Source organism: Brevundimonas sp. UBA2416 (genome assembly GCF_002343105.1).
Taxonomy (GTDB): Bacteria; Pseudomonadota; Alphaproteobacteria; order Caulobacterales; family Caulobacteraceae; genus Brevundimonas.
The window spans coordinates 98,617-120,278 of record NZ_DDRM01000046.1 but is presented as its reverse complement, the minus strand read 5'-3'; the positions used below and the strand labels follow the sequence as shown (position 1 = coordinate 120,278).

At 70.2% G+C, this 21,662-nt stretch carries 16 protein-coding genes; 8 read left to right on the top strand and 8 right to left on the bottom strand.

Annotated features, from left to right (window positions below; translation table 11 throughout):
* Positions 1–16 precede the first annotated feature (16 nt).
* The 3 genes from B3E43_RS15610 to B3E43_RS15600 form a co-directional block, all read right to left on the bottom strand.
* Entirely contained in the window at positions 17–2,059 is a 2,043-nt protein-coding gene (locus B3E43_RS15610; protein ID WP_292031145.1) for an AsmA family protein, read from the bottom strand.
* 120 nt (positions 2,060–2,179) lie between these two features.
* Positions 2,180–4,303, bottom strand: a complete 2,124-nt coding sequence (locus B3E43_RS15605) for an alpha/beta hydrolase family protein (RefSeq protein ID WP_292031143.1) — start codon at positions 4,301–4,303, stop codon at positions 2,180–2,182.
* Positions 4,304–4,372: 69 nt separating this feature from the next.
* Entirely contained in the window at positions 4,373–6,505 is a 2,133-nt protein-coding gene (locus tag B3E43_RS15600; protein ID WP_292031140.1) for an alpha/beta hydrolase family protein, read from the bottom strand.
* Between the two features lie 107 nt (positions 6,506–6,612).
* Here B3E43_RS15600 and B3E43_RS15595 point away from each other — a divergent pair, with 107 nt between their 5' ends.
* From B3E43_RS15595 to B3E43_RS15560, 8 genes are all read left to right on the top strand, one after another.
* On the top strand, positions 6,613–7,476 hold the full coding sequence (locus B3E43_RS15595) for a GNAT family N-acetyltransferase (protein WP_292031138.1): 864 nt from the start codon (positions 6,613–6,615) through the stop codon (positions 7,474–7,476).
* Positions 7,473–7,943 (top strand): tRNA (adenosine(37)-N6)-threonylcarbamoyltransferase complex ATPase subunit type 1 TsaE, encoded by a 471-nt coding sequence (gene tsaE, locus B3E43_RS15590; RefSeq protein WP_292031136.1) that lies wholly within the window; start codon positions 7,473–7,475, stop codon positions 7,941–7,943. The genes B3E43_RS15595 and tsaE overlap by 4 nt, the downstream gene beginning before the upstream one ends.
* Positions 7,936–9,036, top strand: a complete 1,101-nt coding sequence (gene amgK / locus B3E43_RS15585; protein ID WP_292031134.1) for an N-acetylmuramate/N-acetylglucosamine kinase AmgK — start codon at positions 7,936–7,938, stop codon at positions 9,034–9,036. The genes tsaE and amgK overlap by 8 nt, the downstream gene beginning before the upstream one ends.
* Positions 9,037–9,053: 17 nt before the next feature.
* On the top strand, positions 9,054–9,758 hold the full coding sequence (gene murU, locus B3E43_RS15580) for an N-acetylmuramate alpha-1-phosphate uridylyltransferase MurU (RefSeq protein ID WP_292031204.1): 705 nt from the start codon (positions 9,054–9,056) through the stop codon (positions 9,756–9,758).
* 52 nt (positions 9,759–9,810) lie between these two features.
* A complete protein-coding gene (gene addB, locus B3E43_RS15575) occupies positions 9,811–12,900 on the top strand; it encodes a double-strand break repair protein AddB (protein ID WP_292031132.1) in 3,090 nt (1,029 codons plus the stop codon).
* The gene (addA, locus tag B3E43_RS15570; RefSeq protein ID WP_292031130.1) at positions 12,897–16,403 is read left to right on the top strand and encodes a double-strand break repair helicase AddA; all 3,507 of its coding nucleotides are present in this window, start codon (positions 12,897–12,899) and stop codon (positions 16,401–16,403) included. Before addB ends, addA begins: the two co-directional genes overlap by 4 nt.
* A gap of 99 nt (positions 16,404–16,502) precedes the next feature.
* Positions 16,503–16,841 (top strand): thioredoxin, encoded by a 339-nt coding sequence (gene trxA / locus B3E43_RS15565; RefSeq protein ID WP_292031129.1) that lies wholly within the window; start codon positions 16,503–16,505, stop codon positions 16,839–16,841.
* 89 nt (positions 16,842–16,930) lie between these two features.
* On the top strand, positions 16,931–17,236 hold the full coding sequence (locus B3E43_RS15560; protein WP_292031127.1) for a hypothetical protein: 306 nt from the start codon (positions 16,931–16,933) through the stop codon (positions 17,234–17,236).
* Here B3E43_RS15560 and B3E43_RS15555 read toward each other — a convergent pair.
* The 5 genes from B3E43_RS15555 to trpB all read right to left on the bottom strand — a co-directional run.
* Positions 17,233–18,507, bottom strand: coding sequence for a bifunctional folylpolyglutamate synthase/dihydrofolate synthase (locus B3E43_RS15555; protein ID WP_292031125.1), 1,275 nt, complete (start codon positions 18,505–18,507; stop codon positions 17,233–17,235). The two genes, B3E43_RS15560 and B3E43_RS15555, sit on opposite strands and share 4 nt — an antisense overlap.
* A 10-nt stretch (positions 18,508–18,517) precedes the next feature.
* On the bottom strand, positions 18,518–19,414 hold the full coding sequence (locus B3E43_RS15550) for an acetyl-CoA carboxylase carboxyltransferase subunit beta (protein ID WP_292031123.1): 897 nt from the start codon (positions 19,412–19,414) through the stop codon (positions 18,518–18,520).
* Positions 19,415–19,423: 9 nt separating this feature from the next.
* Positions 19,424–20,254, bottom strand: a complete 831-nt coding sequence (trpA, locus tag B3E43_RS15545) for a tryptophan synthase subunit alpha (RefSeq protein WP_292031122.1) — start codon at positions 20,252–20,254, stop codon at positions 19,424–19,426.
* Positions 20,251–20,688, bottom strand: coding sequence for a hypothetical protein (locus B3E43_RS15540; RefSeq protein WP_292031120.1), 438 nt, complete (start codon positions 20,686–20,688; stop codon positions 20,251–20,253). Before B3E43_RS15540 ends, trpA begins: the two co-directional genes overlap by 4 nt.
* A 2-nt stretch (positions 20,689–20,690) precedes the next feature.
* The coding region (gene trpB / locus B3E43_RS15535) for a tryptophan synthase subunit beta (protein WP_292031118.1) at positions 20,691–21,662 on the bottom strand (972 nt) is incomplete at its 5' end.

Genomic DNA, 21,662 nt, shown 5'->3' with positions numbered 1-21,662 from the left:
TCAACCTGTCGCGCTCCTATCGCGCCGACGAGATCAGGGCCCCGCAGTTGGCGTCCTCGGCCAGGCCCGGATCCACGAAGGGCAGCAGGGCGACCAGCGGGTTGATCAGGGCGCCCAGGGCCGCGCCGATGCCCACCTGACCGGCGACCGCCCCGCCCTCGATGCCGACCCTCGGGGTGGTCAGCGGCCCGACGACGGTGATCGGCGACCAGAGCCGGATCAGGCGCGGCTGTTTGGTCTCGCCATCGATGCGCAAATTCATGGTCTCGGCGCCGAGATCGATTGTCCCGGTTCCCTTGGCCAGAACGGGCGTCGTGTCGATCACGAAGGTCCGCGCCGTCGCGATGCCGCGACGGACCGTGAAATCGGCGACGGCGCAGCGGATCTCCGATGAGCCCTGGTCGCCGGACAGCAGCCGACCGAGACCGGCGGTGACATTGATCCCGAGCAGTTCGGCGAAGGCCGACCGCATCCGTCCCTGCGGCACGACCAGGCTGATCGTGCCGTTGGAGCTGGCGGCGAAATCATGCACCGACGCCCCCGGACCCTCCAGCCTGGCGCGGCCCAAGGCGGCGCCGGTGACCGTCGGGGCGCCGTCGCGGGCGGGGATGATGGACTCCAGCGGATAGCCTCTCAGCCGGAAGTCGGCCGAGGTATAGGGCACATCCCGGTTGGCGTTGATCCGCGCGGTTCCGTTCAGCGAGCCGCGATTGAAGTCGAAGGACACGGGATCAAGCCTGAGGATGCCGTCCTTCAGATCGGCGCCGAGATCGACCTGACGGATGTCGAGCTCGTTGCGTTTCACCCGGGCGGCCCGGTAGCGCAGGGTCCCGTCCATGACCCGCAAACGTTCGACGTTCAGCGGCGCGGTGGGCAGCAGTTTCGCGCCGGCGCCCGAGGTGGTCACCGTATCGCCGCCGGCCGTGACCCGCGGCGTACCGCCCAGCACCGCGGAAAGGTCGTCAATGTCGAGCAGGCGCGAGCGCAGGTCCGCGTCGACCCGGCGGCGGTCGCCGACCTTGTCGACCTTCAGATCGCCGGACAGGTCCGACGTGCCGACCCGGCCCGAGAAATCGCTGAAGGTGAAGACTTCATCGTCCCGCGTCAGCATTCCACTCAGCCGGTAAGGCGGCGTGTTGGGGGTGGTGATGCCGGTTAGAAGATACAGGTCGGCCAGATCGCGGCCCTGAAGGTTGAGTGTGGCCGTGAACTGACCCAGATCGAACGGCCGGGTGATCGATCCGTCGGCGATCAGGGTCGAACCGACGCCCGACAGCTCGGCCTTGAAGGCATAGGGCCGGTCGCGCCGGATGTTGATGAAGGGCCCGCCGCGAACCTCCAGTCGCAGAGGCGTGCCGTTCATCGTGCCCCGTCCGTCCAGATGGAAGCCGGCCCGGGCGTCCGTGCCCTCCCGCGCCGAGATCGTCGCCCGCAGGGTCATGTCGCGCTTCTGCTCATCGAGACTCAGCGTTCCGTCGCGGATGACCAGGTGATTGATCAGCGGGATTCTCATGCTGTCGTCGGCGGGCGCGTCCGGATCGAGCACCCAGCTGAGACGGCCGTCGTCGGTGGCGATCAGCACGACTTCGGGTTTGGTGATGAGCACGCTCGGCATCTCGATCCGGCCGGTCAGCAGGGCGCCGAGCCGGATGGAGGCCTGGAGGTCTGCGACCCTGAGGGTGTCCTGTTCCAGCGCCCAGTCCGGACCGCCGATGCGCAACCCCCGCAACTGCGCCGAGGGGGTCATGCTGAACAGGTTGACGTCGAGGTCGCCGTTCAACTCTATCTCGCGGTCATATCTGGCCGAGGCCCACTCGCCGATCGGGCCGCGCAGCCAGTTCCACTGGAACAGGGCGAGAAAGACCACGAACAGGACGAGGAGCAGGACGGTCGCCCCGGCGGCGATGGCCTCAGGCCGGCCCGGACGACGCAGCCCGCCATAGACCGGATCATGGGCGACGACCCAGTCCCGCCGCTCGCGCGCCCATGCGCCGGCGGGAACCAGAGCCCGGTCCCGAACGACCAGCCAGTTCGGATTGTCTTTCAAGGGGTTGGGCAAGAACGGACTCCGTCGAACCCCTGACAACGCGCGAACGTGGCAGTTGGCGCCATCGGCCGCAACGCGAAGGGCGCGCCCGTCGCCGGACGCGCCCTCTTTCGGTCGCCGTTGGGTCCAGCGCTACTCGGCCGGCTTGAGATATTTGTCGAGCCAGCCGAACACCTCGGTGTGCCACTGGCGACTGTTGGCGGGTCGGAGCACCCAGTGGTTCTCATTGGGGAAGACTACCAGCCGGCTCTCGATGCCTCGCCGCTGCAGGGCGGTGAAGGTCGACAGGGCCTGGGTGGTCGGGACGCGGAAGTCCAGATCACCCTGGATCACCAGCATCGGATCGCGCCAGTTGCGCACATGGTTGGCCGGGTTGAATTCCTGGTAGCCGCGCGGGTTATCGTAAGGTGTGCCGCCATTCTCCCATTCGGTGAACCACAGCTCTTCGGTGGCATAGCCCATGCCGAAGGTGTCGAAGATGCCGTCGTGGTTGACCAGGCATTTGAACTCGCCGGCCCAGTTGCCGGCGATCCAGTTGACCATATAGCCGCCGTAGGAGGCGCCTAGCGCACAGGCGTTGTCGCCATCGAGGAAGGGATAGCGCTCCTGGGCGAAGGCCCAGCCCTTCTGCAGGTCTTCCAGCGGGCGGTCGCCCCAGTGCCGGCTGATCGAGTCGGTGAAGGCCTGGCCGTAGCCGGTCGAGCCGTGGAAATCGATCATCACCACCGCATAGCCGGCCCCGGCGTAGGTCGAGGCGTTCCAGCGGTACGACCAGCTGTTGCCGAACGAACCCTGCGGCCCGCCGTGGATCAGGAAGGCGACCGGATACTGCCGGCCTTCGACATAGCCCGCCGGCTTGATGACATAGCCGTGCACCGTCTCGCCGTTCCAGCCGGGGAAGCTGAACTGCTCCGGCTCGCCGAACACCTCATTGTCCAGCGACGGGTTCACGTCGGTGATCCGGCGCGGCATTTCGCGACCCCGGAAGGTCTTCACGAACAGCTCACTGGGTCGGGTCAGGGTGTCCTGGGCGAAGACGAAGCCCGAGGGCGTCTGCTGGAAGGCCGAGACGTGGCCCTCGCCGGTGATCGGCACGACCGAGCCGCTGGTCACGTCGACGGCGAAGATCCGGGTCTGACCGACGTCGCCGGCGGTGGTGTAGAGGGTCCGGCCGTCACGCGACCACTGCAGGGTGTCGGCCGAACGATCCCAGTTCGCCGCGATCTGGCGAACCTGTCCGGTGGCCATGTCGCGCAGGAAGATTCCGTATTTGTCGGCCTCGAAGCCGGGCCGGGCCATGGCGCGATAGGCCATCGTCCGTCCGTCCGGCGAGAAGACCGGGCCGGTGTCCCAAGCGTCATTGTCGTCGGTCAGGTTCTCGAAGGTCCCGTCGCCGCTCAGGCCGTTGGTGCGCCAGAGGTCGAAATTGGTGCTCCAGGGCTCCGACTGGCCCGCCACCCGCGCCGAGAAGACCACCGACTGACCGTCGGGGGCGAAGGTGAACTCGCTCTCGTCGCCGAAGGGTTTGGACGGGGTGTCGCCGTCGAAGCCGCGTGTGACCATGATCGGTTCGCCTGAGCCGTCGGCATTGACCACAAACAGGTGGTTCTGGGTCCCGTCCCGCCAGGTGTCCCAGTGGCGCACGAACATCCGGTCATAGACCTGGCCGGTGGCGGGATCGTCGGCGATCGCCTTCGTCCGGTCGACGGTGCAGGCCAGGTCGGCGCAGTCGGGGAAGACCGCCAGCGAGACCGCGACTTTCGAGGCGTCCGGGCTGAGCCGGTAAGCGTTGACGTCGAGCGGCAGGTTCGTCACCTGCACCGGCCCGGTCCCGTCGGCCGCGGCGCGCCAGACCTGGCTCGAGCCCGACCGGCCCGAGAGGAAATACAGCTTGCCGTCCGAACCCCAGCGGGCGGTGTTGGCGCCGCCCTCATTGATAGCCAGCCGCACCGGCTCACCCGGTTCGTTGAGATCCATCATGAACAGGGCGCCCGAGCGACGGTTGGCGGCGACGTCGGTGGCGGTCACCGAATAGACCACCCAGCGGCCGTCCGGGGACACCTGCGGATCGCCGAGCCGGTTCAGGGCGATCATGTCCTGCCAGGTGAAGTTGTTGAGCGCCTCGTTCGCGACAACGGGGGCCGCGGCGGCCGGGGCTTCGGCGACCATCGCCGGCGGCGTATCGGCCAGAGCCGGAACGGCGGCCAGCAGCACGAAGGCGGCGCAGGCGCCGGTGAGCAGGGAACGGTGACGCATGGCGGTTTCCTATCGACGAAGACGCGGATCAGGGCCCTGGGGTAGCACCGCCCGCCTGGCGGCGAAAGTTCAGGGCCGCGCGGCGGCCGCAGCCTCGTTCGCGGCCCGCTCGGCAGCCGCCGAAGCCTCATTGGTGAAGGAGAAGGTCCAGTCCAGAATCTCCTGCTGCCAGTCGACCCAGTTGCGCGGCTTGAGCACCCAGTGGTTCTCGTCCGGCACATGGACGAACCGGCTTTCGATGCCGCGCCTTTGCAGGGCCGAGAAGGTCGCCAGTCCCTGCTCGACCGGGACGCGGAAATCGCGCGAGCCGTGCAGGACCAGCATGGGCTTCGACCAGTCCCCGACCCAGGTGTTGGGGCTGAAGTCGCGGTACAGATCGGCGCGCTCCCACGAAGGCCCCTCGAACTCGGCGATGAAGGTGGCCAGGTCCATGGCGTTCATCAGCTGGCCGACATCGAACACCCCGGCGTGGTTGACCAGACAGCGCCACGGCCCGTTCCATTTGCCGGCGATCAGATTGACCATATAGCCGCCGTAGGAGGCCCCGAGCGCGCAGGCCCGGTCGCTGTCGATGAAGGCGTTGGAGGCCAGGGCGGACTCCCACCCCTTCTGCAGATCCTCCAGCGGCCGGTCGCCCCAGTGGCTGGTGATGGAGTCGGTGAAGGCCTGTCCGAACCCGGGCGAGCCGTGGAAATTGACCATCACCACCGCATAGCCCGCGCCGGTGTAGATCTGCGGGTTCCAGCGATAGCTCCAGCCGTCGGTCCAGGGCGATTTCGGGCCGCCGTGGATCAGATAGACGGCCGGATAGCGCCGCCCCTCGACATAGCCGGCCGGTTTGAACACCCAGCCCTGCACCGCCTCGCCGTTCCAGCCGGCGAAGGTGAAGCTCTCGCCCTCGGGCAGGTCGGTCCCGGCCAGGGCGGCGGCGTTGTGGTTGGTCAGGGCGCGCGGCGCCTCGCCCGAGGCGTCGACGATCTGCGCCGGGCCGCCGAAGCCTTCCTGCGACAGGATCAGCCGGCCTGCGGCCTCATCGAAGGCTGAAACCGTGCCTTCATCGGTCACCGCGCGGACGGCGCCGGTGCGGGCGTCGATCTCGAACAGCTTCTGCTGGCCGTTCTCGGCGGCCGTGGCGTAGAGGGCCCGCCCGTCCGAGCGCCAGCGCAGGGCGCCGGGGCCGCGGTCCCAGTCGGGCGTCAGGGCGCGGGCACCCGAGCCGTCGACATTGCCGATCATGATCACGGCCTGATCGCCGAAGACGTTCTCGCGCCGGCCCGCCAGCCAGGCGAGGCGACGGCCGTCTCGCGAGAAGGCGGGATTGGTGTCCGGGGCCGGGTTGCCGTCCGTCAGATTGACCGCCGGGCCGCCCTCGATCGAGGCGCTGTACAGGTCGAGATCATTGGTGAAGGCCTCTGCCCGGCCCTGCATCTGGGTCGAGAAGACGACGCGGCGGCCGTCAGGCGAGATGACGAACTCCCCGTCGTCACCCAGTGGCCGCGAGGGGGTGTCCCCGTCGACCCCAACCATCAGATCGCGCAGCTCACCCGCCGCCAGTCCTGACGCATTCAGAGACACGGCGAACAGATGATTGCGGCGACCGTCGTGCCAGCTGTCCCACGGACGCAGCGGCAGGCGGTCATAGGCCCGCACGGTCGAGACCGAGGCGACCTGGGCCCTGATCCGGTCGCGGGTGCAGGCGAGGTCGGGACAGTCCACGAACACCGCCATCGCCACGACCAGCGACCGGCCGTCCGGCGTCAGGCGGAAGGCGGTGACGTCCACCGGCAGGGTCGTGACCTGCACCGCCGCCATCCCCTCGCGGTCCATGCGCCAGACCTGGCTGGAGCCGCCGCGCGAGGAGAGGAAATAGATCGACTGGCCGTCGGGCGCCCAGCGCGCGCTGGCCACGCCGCCGTCGGAAGCCGCCAGCCGCCGGGGCGGACCATCCGGGTCGATCACCCAGGCCGAGCTGACGCCGCGATTGCCGGCCCAGTCGGTGGCGCGAACCGAGTAGAGCACCCGCCGGCCGTCAGGCGACAGACGGGGGTCGGAGACCCGCTCCAGCATGGCCAGCTGGTCCGGACTGAGCCCCCCGGCCGCGGTCGGGGCGACCACCGGTCCGGCATCGGCCGGCGGGGTCTGGGCCAGGGCCGCGCTGCTGATCGCCAGCGCCAGGGCCGCCGCGCCGGCCAGAAGTCCCATCCGCATCATCATTCGCCCCGCCCCCTGTGATCGCCCAGACTTAACACGGCGATCGCGCCCGCCAAGCCGCTTGCCGTGCGCGCCGCAAGCGGCGACAACCGGAACGAATGACCGAGATCGTCGCCCCCCCGCCGACCCGCCCGGATCCGCACATCTGCGACGTGCTGATCGCCGAGCGCGCGCCGCGTCTGACACGATCACTGTTCTGGCCGGTCATCAGGCCCATCCTCTACAAACTGCTCAACTATCGGGCGGCAGTGCGCATGGCCGATGCAGTCAGGCCGCTGACCGGGGCCGGGGCGCTGGACTATATGAGCGACCTGATGGACCTGCGGGTCGCGGTGATGAATCCCGAGCGGATTCCGGCCAGCGGGCGCTGCATCGTCGTCGCCAACCATCCGACCGGCATCGCCGACGGGATCGCCGTGTTCGACGCCATCCGCGCCCGCCGGGCCGACGCCGTCTTTTTCGCCAACGCCGATGCGCTGCGCGTCTCGCCCCGGCTGGGCGAGGCCGTCATCCCGGTCGAATGGGTGGTGGCCAAACGGACGCGCGAGAAGACCCGCGCCACCTTGCTGGCGGCCAAGGAGGCCTTCGAGGCCGATCGCTGCGTCGTCATGTTCCCCGCCGGCCGGCTGTCGCGCGTGGCCAAGGATGGCTCCCTGACCGATCCGGAATGGGCCGCAACGGCCGCGTCGCTGGCGCGCAAATACGACGCCCCCGTCGTGCCGATCCATGTCGCCGGGCCGGACTCCACCCTGTTCCACCTGTTCGACCGGGTGTCGCAGGAGCTGCGCGACATCACCCTGTTCCACGAGCTGTTGAACAAGAGACGCACGGCATTCCAGCTCAAGGTCGGCAAGCCGATCCCGCCCTCCCGGCTCGATATTGATGCGGTCAAGGCGACCTACGGGCTGAAGGCCTTCACCGAACGGGTCCTGCCCAGTCAGCCGGACGCTGAATTCGCATGAGTGGGACACGCGACTGGGTGCTGGCCGACGCCGAAGCCACGACCCGGCTGGGAGCGGCCATCGCGCCACGCCTGTCGCCGGGTGAGACCGTGCTGCTGTACGGCCCGCTGGGCATGGGCAAGTCGACCCTGGCGCGTGGCCTGATCCGGGCCAAGACCCGGCCGGATGAGGACGTGCCCTCGCCGACCTTCACCCTGGTCCAGTTCTATGAGAGCACGCCGCCGGTGGCCCATTTCGACCTCTACCGCCTGACCCGCCCCGAGGAGGCGGCGGAGATCGGTCTGGACGAGGCGCTGGACGAGGGCTGCGCCGTGATTGAATGGCCCGAGCGGCTGGGCGACGATCCGGCGGCGTGGCTGGGCCCGGATCGGCTGACCGTCACACTCGCCGAACAGGGCGACGGGCGGCTTGCGACCGTTTCTGGCGTAGGGGCGTGGGAAGGGAAGCTGAAGGATCTGCATGTCTGACCGTGAACGCCAGCGCCTCGACTTCCTCCGGACGGCCGGCCTCGCCGACGCCGTGCGTATCCCGCTGGCCGGCGACGCCTCGACGCGCCGCTATGAGCGGCTGACCACGGCCGATGGCCGGAAGCTGATCCTGATGGACCAGGCGCCGGCCGAGGAGAGCGCGGTCGCGCCCGAGGACGCCGATGCCGACCAGCGCCGGGCCCTGGGCTACAATGCCGAGGCGCGGCTGGCGGGCGGATCGGTCGCGGCCTTCGTCGCCATCGCCGGCTGGCTGCGCGAGCGCGGCCTGTCGACGCCCGCTATCGGCGCGCGGGACACAGCGGCCGGCCTGGCGGTGCTTGAGGATCTGGGGGACGACATCTTCGCGTCCCATGACCGGGACTTGCAGACCATCTACGGCGCGGCGGTCGATGCATTGGCCGGTCTGCACGAGACGCCGCCGCCACGGGTGATCGAGGCCGACGGCGAGCGCTGGCCGCTGCATCGCTATGACGCCCTCGCCTATCAGGCCGGGCTGGACCCCTTCCTGGAGTGGTGGCCGGCCTTCGCCGGACTGTCGACACCGTCCGATGAGGCGCGGGCCGAATGGTCGGAGCTGTGGGCGCCGGTGATCGCCCTGGGCGAGGCCGCGGCGCCGGTCTTCGTGCACCGCGACTATCACGCCGAAAACCTGCTGTGGCTGCCCGACCGGCCGGGACTGGCGCGGGTCGGGATGATCGATTTCCAGGACGCGGTCAGCGGCCATCCGGCCTGGGACCTGCTGCATCTGCTGCAGGACGCCCGCCGGGACGTCGCGCCCGAACTGGAGACGGCGATGCTGGACCGCTATCTGGCGGCGCGCGGCCCGGCGCTGGATCGCGAGACCTTCCTGCACGACTACCGCGCCCTGGCCGCCCTGAACGCGGCCCGCATCCTCGGCCGCGTCTTCGCCCGGCAGGAGGTGCTGTTCCGGCGCGACCGCTACACCGCCTTCATGCCGCGCACCTGGCGGCATCTCGAGCGCGACCTTGAGGTCGGCGGTCTGCACGGCCTGAAGCAATGGTTCGACCGTCACGTTCCGGCCGAGGCGCGGGTCGCGGAGAACCGGTCGTGAGTGCTCCCACGACCGCCATGGTGCTCGCCGCCGGGCTCGGCACCCGAATGCGGCCCCTGACCGACGACCGGCCCAAGGCCCTGGTCGAGGTCGCCGGATCGGCCCTGATCGACCATGTCCTTCGCCGTCTGGGCGAGTCGGGCGTCGAGCGGGCCGTCGTCAATGTCCACTGGTTCGCCGAACGTCTGGAATCGCACCTCGCGGCGCGGGCGGACGGTCCCGAAATCATCATCTCCGACGAACGCGCCGAACTGCTGGAAACGGGTGGTGGACTGAAGAAGGCCTCGGCGCTACTCGGGCCAGACCCGGTGTTCGTGGCCAATATCGACAGCGTCTGGACCGACAATGGCGCTCCGGGCGACAGCGCCCTGAATCAACTCGCGCGGCTGTGGAATCCGTCAATCATGGATGCGGCCCTTCTTCTCGCGAGGCGCGAAGGCGCGATCGGCTTCGAGGGCGGCGGCGATTTCTTCCTCGCCGACGACGGGCGGCTGACCTTCCGGGGCGAAGCCGCCGAGGCGCCCTTCGCCTATATGGGCGTCCACATCTGCCGGCCCGACTATGTCGCCGACGGTCCCGAAGGCCCCTTCTCGCTGAGCGGCTTCTGGCGGCGGTCGGCGGCGGCGGGGCGGCTGTACGGGTGCGTGCTGGACGGCGACTGGATGCATGTCGGCGACCCGCAGGCCCGCGACGCGGCCGAGGCGAAACTGGCGGGCGGATGAGCTCTTCGCGCCTCATGCAGCGAGACGCCGCGCGTCGAGCGGTAGGCGCCCGATGACTGCCCGCTTCGATCCCTTCTCCGCGCCGGGTCCGCGCTGGTACGCGATCGAGGCGCAGCGCCCGTTTCTGGACGACCTCGCCGCCGGGGTTCTGGACTGGCTGGGCGAACATCCGCCCGAGACCCTGTCCGACGCCGTCATCCTGCTGCCCAATCGCCGCGCCGCGCGGGCCTTCACCGCCGCCCTGACGAAACAGGCGGGCGGAAGGCCCATCCTGCTGCCGCAAGTCCGGCCGCTGGGCGATCTGGAGGAGGATGAGCCGCCGTTTGCCCCCGGCGAGCTCGGTCTCGACCTGCCGCCGGCCATCGCCCCCCTGACCCGCCGGTTCGAGATGGCGCGGATGATCGTCGAGGATTTCAGTCCCGACTTGTCGCCGCTGCGGGCGCTGGAGCTGGCCGACGCCCTGGGCGGCTTCCTCGATTCCTGCCAGCTGGAGGAGGTCGAGGACATCGCCCGCGTCGCCACCCTCGTGGAGGGCGATCTGGCCGCACACTGGCAGGACTCGGCGAAATTCCTGGGCCTTGCGGTCGAGGCCTGGCCGAAGCGACTCGAGGCCATGGGGCTGGTCGACCCGGCCTGGCGAAAGGCGCGGCTGCTGCGCCTGCTGGCCGACGCCTGGACCGAACGGCCGCCGACGCAGACGGTGATCGCCGCCGGCTCGACCGGTTCGGCCCCCGCCGCCGCCGATGTGCTGGCGGCCGTGGCCGCGGCGCCGCGCGGGTGCGTGGTTCTGCCCGGCCTGGATTTCGATCTCGACGCCGGGGTCTGGGACCAGCTCGGGGACAATGAACAGCATCCGCAGAACGCCCTGTGGCGGCTGCTCGACCGCCATTCGGTCCCGCGCGGCGGTGTCCGGCCCTGGTTCCGCCCGGCGCAGGATGCGGCGATCGAGGCGCGGGGCCGCGCCCGGCAACGGTTGCTCAACGAGGCGCTGCGTCCGGCTGAAGCCACCGACGACTGGCGCAGCCTGATCCGGGATCTGCGCGCCACCGCCTTCCGGAGCCAGTCCGCCGACCCGATCGCCGAGGGTCTTGAAGGTCTGTCCGTGGTGACGGTGCGCGCCGAGGAGGACGCCGCCGCCGCCCTGGCCCTGATGATGCGCGAGACGCTGGAGACTCCGGGCAAGACCTGCGCACTCGTCACGCCCGATCTGGCACTGAGCCGCCGCGTCGCCGCGCGGCTGGAGCGCTGGGGGATCAGCGCCGACGTTTCCTCCGGCCAGCCGCTGTCGCGGATGACCGCGGGCCGGCTGGTCGACCTGTGCGCCCGTTTCGTCGCCGATCCGCTGGACCCGCACACCCTGCTGGGCCTGCTGAAACACCCGCTGGTCCGTCTGGACCTTGGCGAGACGGCGTTCGATGTCGCCGTCAGGGCGCTGGAGCAGGCCGTTCTGCGAGGCCCGCGCCGCCGCGACTGGACCCGCGCCCGCGCCGCCCTGACCAGGGCCGGTCAACCCCGCGACGACGGCAAGGCGCCGTCGGAGGCGAGCCTCGTCCGGCTGGCCGCCGCCGGCATCCTGCTCGACCGGCTGGAAACCCTGTCCAATGACGTCGGCGCGCCCTTCAGGCCGGAGGCGACCCTCGACGAGGCCGCCCGCGCCCTGACCCGGCTGGTCGAGGCCGTCGCTGGTGAGGAGGCGTGGGCCGGATCCGACGGCGAGGCCGCCGCCGGCCTGCTGTCCGCCCTCATCGAAGGCGGGGCTTCCATGGGAGCGGTCTCGCCGGCCGACCTCGTCGCACTGGTTCGCAACCTGCTGAACGAGCAAACCGTCCGCACCGGCGGCGCCAATCAGCCCCGGCTGCGCATTCTCGGGGCCATCGAGGCCCGGCTGGTCCGGGCCGATCGCATGATCCTGGCCGGGCTGGAGGAAGGCGTCTGGCCCAACGCCGCCCCGACCGATCCCTTCCTGTCCCGACCGATGCGCGCGACCCTTGGTCTGCCGCCGCCCGAGCGCCGGCTCGGTCAGACAGCGCAGGACTTCGTCCAGGCCGCCTGCGCCGAGGAGGTCATACTGGTTCATTCCGAACGCCGGGGCGGACAGCCGGCGGTCAAGTCGCGCTGGCTCTGGCGGCTGGAGATGCTGACGCGCGGCGCGAACGCGCCGGAAACGCCCGTGACGCTGGAACGCCCGTCCCCACTGCTGGATGCCGCCCGGACGCTGGATGTCCCGATAGCGGGACCGCCGCGTTATCAGCGCCGTCCGGCCCCGACGCCGCCGGTGCGCCGCCGCCCGCGCGAGATGCCGGTGACCGGCGTCGAGCGCTGGGTGCGCGACCCCTATGCGGTCTATGCCCAGCGCATTCTGGGGCTGCGCAAGCTGGACCGGCCGGGCGCCTCGGCCGAAGCGATGGCGCGCGGGGACGCCATACACAAGGCGATTGAACGAGCGGTCCTGACCTGGCCTGACGCCCTGCCCGAGGATTGCGCCGACCAGATCGAGGCCTTCCTGCTCGAGGCGCTGGACGCCGCCGGTTTCGAGGATCACGCCATGGCCCGCGAGTCGCCGCTGGCGCGAAACTGCGCCCGATGGCTGGCGAACTGGGAAGGCGAGCGGCGGGCGCGCGGCGCCACCCTGCTGATCGAACAGTCGGGGCGGATGACCTTCGACGCCCCCTTCGGCCCCTTCACCGTGACCGCGCGCGCCGACCGGATCGAACTGGACGCGCAGGGCGCGGCCGTCATCGATTTCAAGACCGGCTCGACGCCCACCGCCAAACAGGTGGCGCAGGGGTTCGCGCCCCAGCTGACCCTGACCGCCGCCATCCTCGCCGACGGCGGTTTCGCGGACGCGCCGCCGACGCCGGCGTCCGAACTGCTCTACATCAAGGTCACCGGACGCAAGACGCCCGGCGAGGCCATCGACGTCGGCAAGGTCAGCCGCAACCAGCCCCTGACCGCCGCCGAACTGGCCGACCGGGAGCTGGCGCGGCTGATCGACGGCGTCGCCGCCTTCGATGACGAGGCCACGCCCTATGTCTCATGGGCGGCGCCGCAGATCATGGGCAATTTCGGCGGCAACTACGACCATCTGGCCCGGGTCTGGGAATGGCACGTTGTCGGCGGCGAGGACGAGGCGCCGGAATGACCCTCTCTCCCCTCGAACAGGCCCGCGCCCACCAGATCACCGCCGCCGATCCCCGGCTTTCGGTGTTCGTCACCGCCAACGCCGGCTCGGGCAAGACCACCACCCTGGTGAACCGCGTGGCGCGCCTGCTGCTGGGCAAGGTGCGGCCCGGCGAGATCCTGTGCGTCACCTACACAAAGGCCGCCGCCGCCGAGATGCAGGCCCGGCTGTTCGACAAGCTGGGGGCCTGGGCGGTGATGGACGACGCCCGCCTGTCGGAGTCCCTCGCCCAGCTGGACGGCCGCGACCCGGCGACCCTGACAGCGGCCGACCTGTCGGACGCCCGCCGCCTGTTCGCCCGCGCGCTGGAGACGCCGGGCGGGCTGAAGATCCAGACCATCCACGCCTTCTGCGAAAAACTGCTGCGGCGTTTCCCCCTCGAGGCCGGCGTGTCGCCCGCCTTCGAGGTGCTGGAGAATGAGGCGGCGGTCGCCCTGTCGAAGGAGGCGCGCGAGGATCTCGCCCGCGCCGCCCTCGCCGATCCGGACGGGACATTGGGCGCCGCCTACGCCCATTTCGCGGTGGAGCTGGACTGGAAGGCCTTCCACGCCCTGCTGGCCATGATCGAGTCGGAGCGCGGCAAGCTGACGGCCTGGATCGACCGGGTTGAAGCCGGCGCCGCGCCCGGCCCCCACGCCCTCGTCGGCGCCGATCCCGATGCATCGCCCGAGGCGATCGAGAGCGACTTCCTCGACTGGATCGACGGCGCGGAATGGGACCGCGTAGCCGAAGCCATGCAGACCGGCTCGACCAATGACCAGAAGCTGGCCGCCGCCATGCGGGCCGCCGCGGCGCCCGGATGGAGCGTGGCCGCCATGGCCGACGTCTTCCTCAAGAAGGACGGCGACCCTCGCACCACCATGGGGACAAAGTCCGCTCCGACGGCGGCCGTCGGCTGGCTGACCGACCTGCAGCTCAAATATCTGGCGGTCCGGGACGTGTTGCGCGCAACGCGGATCGCCGACGACACCGTCAAGGCCCTGACCCTGGCGCGGGCGCATGCCGCCTTCTACGAGGCGGCCAAGGCGGGGCAGGGCGCGCTCGACTTCTCCGATCTGGTGGTCCGGACCGTCGAGCTGTTGACCAAACGGGCGACCTCGGCCTGGGTGCTGTTCAAACTGGACGGGGGCATCGAGCACGTTCTGGTCGATGAGGCCCAGGACACGGCGCCGGACCAGTGGGCCATCTTCAAGGCCCTGACCGAGGAGTTCTTCTCGGGCGCCGGAGCCCCGCGCCCGGTCGATGAGGCGCCGCGCATCCCGCGCACCGTCTTCGCCGTCGGCGACGAGAAGCAGTCGATCTATTCCTTCCAGGGCGCGCGGCCGGAGCGGCTGCGGCAGGAGGCCCAGACCTATGCCGCCCTCGCCCATGGCGCCGGGAGCCGGTTCGAGGAGGTGCCGCTCGACACCTCCTTCCGCTCTACCGAGGAGGTCCTGAAATTCGTCGATAAGGCGTTCGCCGGCCCCGACCACACCCGCGCCCTTGTCGGTCCACGGGGCGACATCCCGGCGCACCAGCCGGCCCGGACCGACGAGCGCGGCGCCGTCGACCTGTGGCCTCTGTTTCATGACCCCATCACGCCCGACCGCGAGGCCTGGAATGCGCCGGTCGACAGGGAGGACTCGCGCAGCGGCCGCAAACAGCTGGCCCAGGCGCTGGCCCGGGACATCCGCCGTCAGGTCGAGGCCGGCGTCGCGGTTCACAATCATCGCCGATCGGAGACTGACCCGGCGATGCGACCGGCCCGCTGGGGCGATTTCCTCATCCTCGTCCGCCGGCGCGACGCCCTGTTCGAAGAGATCATCCGGGCGCTCAAGGCCGAGGCCGTCCCGGTCGCCGGGGCGGACCGGCTGAAGCTGAGCAGCCACATCGTCTTCGATGATCTGATCGCCGTCGCCCGTTTCGCCCTCTATCCGGACGACGACCTCAGCCTGGCCGAGATACTGCGCAGCCCGTTCTGCGACGTTAGCGATTTCGGCGACCCCCACAGCCTGTATCCGCTGGCCGATGCGGAGGTTCGCGGCGGCCGGTCGCTGTGGCGAGAACTGCAACAGCGGGCCGACGAACAACCGCAATGGCGCCGCGCCCGGGACTTCGCCCAGGCGGCGCTGGACGCACGCGACCGCGATCCGTTCGCCTTCTTCTCCGGCCTGCTGAACCGGATTGACGAGACCGGCGTCTCGGGCCGCGCCCGCATTCTGGCCCGACTGGGCCGTGAGGCCGAGGAGGCCATAGACGAGACCCTCGCCCAGGTGCTCGCTGCCGAGGGGCGGGGGGGTATTGATCTGGAGACCTGCGTCGCCCGGCTGGAGGCCGCCGACGTCGAGGTGAAACGCGAAATGGAGGGCGCCCGTAACGAGGTGCGGGTCATGACCGTCCACGGCGCCAAGGGGCTGGAGGCGCCCATTGTGATCCTTCCCGACACCACCTCGCGCGCCAAGCCGCAGGGGCCGACCCTGATGCCCGCCGCCGGCGACGACGGCGAGGAGGGCGAGGGCTGGCTGATGTGCCCGGGCTCGGCGAAGGACGACTGTCCCGCCTCGAAGGCGGCCCGCGAGGCTCGCGCGGCCCGGACGGACGCCGAATCGCTGCGCCTGCTCTATGTCGCCCTGACCCGGGCCCGAGACCGGCTGGTGATCATGGGGCGGGCCGTCAAACGGCCCGAAGAAGGGTTTGAGCTGCAGAGCTGGTGGAGCGTCATCGCCGGGACGTTCGAGCGGCTGGCCGCGGACGATCCGCTGAATGTCCGCGACATCGGCGGCGGCGTCCTGCGGTTCGGTGTCGATCCGGCAGTTCTCGCGGCCGCCGCCGCCACGGCAACCGGGCCTGCGCCGGTCCCGGCCTGGGCCCGGACCTCGCCGGCGCCGGACTCCTCGGCCCGGTTTGCCGCCCCCTCCCGCATGGACGAGACCCTGCGCGTCCCCGCCCCCTCGCCGCTGGCGACCACGGCCGGGCCGGGCGCGCCGCTGGGACGGTTCCGGCGCGGGGATCTGATCCACCGCCTGCTGGAACGGCTGCCGGACATTCCCGTCGCCGAGCGCCCGCACGCAGCGGTCCGGATGTTGTCTCGTGAGCGAGACTTGAACGAAAACCAGCGGTTGGAGATGATAGACGCCGCCTTCCGGGTGCTGGATGACGACCGGTTCGCGCCGGTGTTCGGCGTCGGCTCCCGGCCCGAGGTGGCTCTGACCGGATCGGTCGGGACGACGCCGGTATCAGGGCGGATGGACCGGCTGGTGGTCACGCCCGACCGGGTTCTGGTGATCGACTACAAGACCAATCGTCCCGCGCCCGCGCGGATCGAGGACGCCGACCCGGCCTATGTGCTGCAGTTGGCGATCTATGCCGCCATCCTGCGCGATCTCTATCCCGACCGGGCTGTCGAGGCGGCCCTGGTGTGGACCGACGGACCCCGGCTGATGGCGGTTCCGCAGGCGATGCTGGACGCCGCCCTGTCGATCTGAGCCGATCGTCCGTTGATTTGATCGGCGGCGCGCCCCACATCGGCTGTCGAAGCGCCGGAATCACCCTATGATCACCGGCCGATCCGGAGAAATTTCCTTATGGCCACCGTCAAGGTCACCGACGACAGCTTTGAAACCGACGTGCTCAAGTCGTCCGTCCCCGTTCTGGTCGACTTCTGGGCCGAGTGGTGCGGCCCCTGCAAACAGATCGGGCCCGCACTGGAACAGATCGCCGATGAACTGGCCGGTCAGGTGGTGATCGCCAAGGTCAATATCGACGACAGCCCGATGATCCCCTCGAAGCTCGGCGTGAAGGGCATCCCCACCCTGATGCTGTTCAAGGACGGCCAGATGGCCGCGATGAAGGTCGGCGCCATGCCCAAGGGCAAGATCGTCGAATGGCTGGCCGAGGCCGGCATCGGCCAGACCGCCGCCTGAACCGGTTCGGACCTGCGCGACTGTAACTTGCCCCATCCTGCGATCGGTGTTCTGCTCCTGCCCGTCTCAACGGATGCTGGAGCGTCACCATGCTGACCGTCGCCCTGTTTGCCGCCACCCTGCTGCTTGACGGAGGCCAGGTCGCCGTCATCGCCGGAACGCCTCCGCCCGCCGAGGTTCGACCGACCAGCGCTCCGCCGGGGCCCGAGGGCGACACCCGCCGCGTTTGCCGGCTTGAGCGCGCCACGGGCTCGAACATGCAGCAGCGCGTCTGCCGGGACGTTCCGCGCGCCGGCGTCCAGGATCAGCAGACCCGGGAGTTCATGCGCTCCATGCAGCGGATGCGGCTGCCCGACGAGGGCGCCATGGCGACGCCGGGCGGCCCGAACGGCTAGTCCGGCCAGGTCTCGCGCGCGGCGGCCAGAACCTCGCCCGCAAGGTACAACGACCCGCAGATCGTGACCCGACCGGCGCCCAGCCCCAGGGCGCGCGCCAACGCCTCCTGAACCGAGGCGCAGGGCGTCGCGCCAAGCCCGTGGCCGCGCGCCACCGCCGCCAGGGCCTCCGGCTCCGCCGCCGCGCCGTCGAACGGGACGGTGAAGACCGCCGCGCCTGACTGGCCCAGCGCCTCGAAGAATCCGCCGGCGTCCTTGTTGACCAGCATGCCGACGATCAGGGCCAACGGTCGCGGCGCCTTCGCCTGCCGTTCGGCCAGGGCCACAGCCAGCGCCGCGCCGGCATGGGGATTGTGCCCGCCGTCCAGCCACAGTTCGGCGTCCGCCGCCCGGGCGGCCTCGCCATAGGGCCCGGCCGTCAACCGCTGCATCCGGGCCGGCCAGCGAACGGACCGAAGACCTTCGGCGATGGCCGCCTCGGGCAGGTCCAGTTCAAGCGCGACCGCGACCGCCAGTCCGGCGTTGTCGATCTGGTGCGGGCCGCTCAGAGCGGGCGCCGGCAGGTCAAGGAACCGCTCCTGATCCTGGAACGAAAGTCCGCCGCGGTCTGCCCAGGCGTCGAAATCCACACCCATGACAGTCAGGGGGGCGTGGACGGCCCGGGCCGCCGCCTCGATCGCCGCCATGGCGGGCTCGGCCTGACGGGCGATCAGCCCCCGCGCGCCCGCTTTCAGGATTCCGGCCTTTTCCACCGCGATCCCGTGCAGGCTGTCGCCGAGGAATTCGGCATGGTCGAGGTCCACGGGTGCAATGACGCTGAGCAGCGGCCGCTCGATGACATTGGTGGCGTCCAGAACCCCGCCCAGCCCGACCTCGACAATGGCCAGATCGGCGGACGTCTCGCTCATGGCGACGAAGGCGGCCGCAGTGGTGCTCTCGAACACCGTGGCCTCGGTCCCGACGGCTTCAATGCGGTCGAGGATGCCGTTCAGCGGCCCGTCCTCGATCAGTCGGCCGGCCAGCCGGATGCGCTCATTGAACCGCACCAGATGGGGCGAGGTATAGGTATGGACGGTCAGGCCCGCCGCTTCGGCGATGGCGCGGATGAAGGCGACGGTCGAGCCCTTGCCGTTGGTGCCGGCGACGTGGATCACCGGCGGCAGGCGGTGCTGCGGATCGCCCAGGGCGGCGCAGAGGACGCGCATCCGCTCCAGCGACAGGTCGATGCGCTGCGGATGCCGGGCGCGGAGTCGTTCGGAAATCGGATCCATCGGGCGGAGTCTAGGCCGCCCGGCGCTTCCCGCCCATCAGCATCGACAGGATCTGGCCCAGAACCACCGGCAGGTCGGCGCGGGCGACGACGCGGTCGACCATGCCCTTTTCCTGAAGGTATTCAGCGCGCTGGAAGCCGGGGGGGAGCTTCTCACGGATGGTGGCCTCGATCACGCGCGGGCCCGCGAAGCCGATCAGGGCGCCCGGCTCGGCCAGATGCACGTCGCCAAGCATGGCGTAGCTTGCGGTGACACCGCCCGTGGTCGGGTCGGTCAGCACCACGACGAAGGGCAATTGAACCGCCTTCAGCTCCTGGATGGCGAGAGTGGTGCGCGCCATCTGCATCAGGCTGAGGGCGCCCTCCTGCATCCGCGCCCCGCCCGCGGCGGTGAAACAGACCAGCGGCACGCCGCGTTCGATGGCCGCGCGGGCGGCCGCGATGAAGGCCTCGCCCGCGGCCATGCCCAGCGACCCGCCCATGAAGGTGAAGTCCTGGACGATGACCACCGCCGGCGTGCCGTCCAGCTCGCCGAAGCCGATGGCCATGGTGTCCTTGCGGCCCGCCGCCTTGCGAGCGGCGGCCAGACGGTCCTTGTAGGACTTGCCGTCCGAGAATTTCAGCGGGTCCTCAGGGACCTCCGGCGTTTCGATGGGCTCATAGTCGCCATCGTCAAAGGTGGCGCGCAGACGGGTCGGCGCGTCGATCCGCATATGCCGGCCCGACGGCGTGACCCAAAGGCTGGCCTCAAGGTCCGGGCGGTACAGCATCTCGCCGGAATCGGGGTCCTTGACCCAGAGATTATCGGGCGTGTCGCGCCGGCTGACGATCTTGCGGACGCCGGGCGCGAAACGGCTCAGCCAACCGCCGCGCTTTTCCTGGGGTTTGGGAGGATTCTTGTCAGCCATGGGCGCGCTTTAGACCGTTTCCGCGACCCGCGCACCCCGGACGGCGTCCGCGAGAGCCTTCACCTTGGCCAGAACGCGCGGGGCTGCCGGTTCGTTCGCCTCGAGCGCCGCCGCGACCTCGTCCACCAGCACCGAGCCGGCGACCACTGCGTCGGCGACTCGAGCGATGCTCGCGGCGCGTTCCGGCGTCTTGACCCCGAAACCGACGGCGACCGGCAGGCCCGAGGCCTTGCGCACCCGCTCGACCGCCGGGGCCACCGACAGGGTCTGGGCCTCCTTGACCCCGGTCACGCCCGCGACGGAGACATAGTAGACAAACCCCGAGGTCCGCTCGGCGATGATCTTCAGCCGGGCGTCATCCGAGGTCGGGGTGGCCAGCCGGATCAGCGAGACCTGTGCAGCGTCCAGGGCGTCCGAAAGCGGCCCGGCCTCTTCCGGGGGGCAGTCGACCACGATCAGGCCGTCGACACCGCTTGCCGCCGCATCGCGGGCGAAGGCGTCATAGCCGTAGCTCTCGATCGGATTGAGGTAGCCCATCAGGATCACCGGCGTATCGGCGTCCCCGGCGCGGAAGTCGGCGGCCAGCGCCAGCGTCCCCTTCAGCGTCAACCCGGCCTTGAGCCCGCGCAGCGCCGCGCGCTGGATCGGCGGCCCTTCGGCCATGGGGTCGGAGAAGGGAAAGCCCAGTTCGATCAGGTCCGCCCCGGCGGCCGGCAGGCCCCGCAGGATCTCCAGCGCCTCGTCCCGCGTCGGGTCCCCGGCCATGACATAGGCCACGAATCCGGCCCGCCCCTCGCTCTTCAGAGCGGCGAAGCGGGCGTCGATACGCGCTGTTGTCATTGGGTCGGGGCAGGCGTGGCCGCAGCCGCGGGCGGGGCGGCGCAGACGTCGCCCGGAATGGCGGCGAAGGCCAGCCAGGCCGGCTCGGCCGGACCGGGAACCCGTGCCTCATCGGCAAAGGCCAGCATCTGGAAACCGTCACAACCACCTTCGGGACGGCGTCTGACATAGACGACCCGATTGTCATCTCCGCCGGCGGCCAGCCAGTTCTGCAGACGGAACGCCTCGCTGTAGGTGTCGACCAGGCCGCCGATGGCGCCCTGGGTGGTCATCACGCACAGGGCCTGCTGGGCCAGGCCGACCTTGCCGCCGCAGGTCGGGTCCGCGACCGCCGTCGGCAGTTCCGGGATATCGACCTGCAGGGGCGCCGGGGTCTGTGCCATCACCGGCGTCCCCAGCAGGGCCGTCACGGCGGCCATCATCACGATCTTCATCTCTACAACTCCACGCCCAGATGCTTCGCCACGGCGAAGATGTCCTTGTCGCCCCGTCCGCACATATTGAGCACGACATCGCCCCCCTTGCCCACTTCGTTCGCGATCTCGCCGATCCGGGCGAGCGCATGGCTGGGCTCCAGCGCCGGAATGATGCCTTCCAGCCGCGAACACAGCTGGAAAGCCTCGAGGGCTTCCATGTCAGTGGCGGCGCGATATTCCGCGCGGCCGATGTCCTTCAGCCAGGCATGCTCGGGGCCGATGCCCGGATAGTCGAGGCCGGCGGAGATCGAATGGCCTTCGAGGATCTGGCCATCGTCGTCCTGCAACAGATAGGTGCGGTTGCCGTGCAGTACGCCGGGCCGCCCGCCCTGCAGGCTGGCCGCATGGTCCGGGCCGTCCAGCCCGCGCCCGGCCGCCTCGACCCCGATCAGCCGCACGCCGGCGTCGTCGATGAAGGGATGGAACAGGCCGATGGCGTTCGAACCGCCGCCGATGGCCGCCACCACCGCGTCAGGCAACTTGCCGCGCCGCGCCAGCATGGAGGCCCGGGTCTCGCGCCCGATCACGCTCTGGAAGTCGCGCACCATGGCCGGATACGGATGCGGCCCGGCGGCGGTGCCGATCAGATAGTAGGTGTCCTCGACATTGGTGACCCAGTCACGCATCGCCTCGTTCATGGCGTCCTTGAGGGTCGCCCGGCCCGCCGTCACCGGCACGACCTCGGCCCCCAGAAGCTTCATCCGGAAGACGTTGGGCATCTGCCGCTCGACGTCGGTCGCGCCCATGTAGACGACGCATTGCAGACCGAAGCGGGCGCAGACGGTCGCCGTCGCCACGCCGTGCTGGCCGGCCCCGGTCTCGGCGATGATCCGGGTCTTGCCCATCCGCATGGCCAGCAGGATCTGGCCCATGCAGTTGTTGATCTTGTGCGCGCCGGTATGGTTGAGATCCTCGCGCTTGAGGTAGATCTG

Bases quoted from the DNA above. Each gene is read 5' to 3' on its own strand.
- B3E43_RS15540 (WP_292031120.1), bottom strand. From the start codon at position 20,688: ATGAAGATCGTGATGATGGCCGCCGTGACGGCCCTGCTGGGGACGCCG.
- B3E43_RS15595 (WP_292031138.1), top strand. From the start codon at position 6,613: ATGACCGAGATCGTCGCCCCCCCGCCGACCCGCCCGGATCCGCACATC.
- tsaE (WP_292031136.1), top strand. From the start codon at position 7,473: ATGAGTGGGACACGCGACTGGGTGCTGGCCGACGCCGAAGCCACGACC.
- addA (WP_292031130.1), top strand. From the start codon at position 12,897: ATGACCCTCTCTCCCCTCGAACAGGCCCGCGCCCACCAGATCACCGCC.
- murU (WP_292031204.1), top strand. From the start codon at position 9,054: ATGGTGCTCGCCGCCGGGCTCGGCACCCGAATGCGGCCCCTGACCGAC.
- trxA (WP_292031129.1), top strand. From the start codon at position 16,503: ATGGCCACCGTCAAGGTCACCGACGACAGCTTTGAAACCGACGTGCTC.
- B3E43_RS15605 (WP_292031143.1), bottom strand. From the start codon at position 4,303: ATGCGTCACCGTTCCCTGCTCACCGGCGCCTGCGCCGCCTTCGTGCTG.
- B3E43_RS15600 (WP_292031140.1), bottom strand. From the start codon at position 6,505: ATGGGACTTCTGGCCGGCGCGGCGGCCCTGGCGCTGGCGATCAGCAGC.
- trpA (WP_292031122.1), bottom strand. From the start codon at position 20,254: ATGACAACAGCGCGTATCGACGCCCGCTTCGCCGCTCTGAAGAGCGAG.
- B3E43_RS15550 (WP_292031123.1), bottom strand. From the start codon at position 19,414: ATGGCTGACAAGAATCCTCCCAAACCCCAGGAAAAGCGCGGCGGTTGG.
- addB (WP_292031132.1), top strand. From the start codon at position 9,811: ATGACTGCCCGCTTCGATCCCTTCTCCGCGCCGGGTCCGCGCTGGTAC.
- B3E43_RS15560 (WP_292031127.1), top strand. From the start codon at position 16,931: ATGCTGACCGTCGCCCTGTTTGCCGCCACCCTGCTGCTTGACGGAGGC.
- B3E43_RS15555 (WP_292031125.1), bottom strand. From the start codon at position 18,507: ATGGATCCGATTTCCGAACGACTCCGCGCCCGGCATCCGCAGCGCATC.
- amgK (WP_292031134.1), top strand. From the start codon at position 7,936: ATGTCTGACCGTGAACGCCAGCGCCTCGACTTCCTCCGGACGGCCGGC.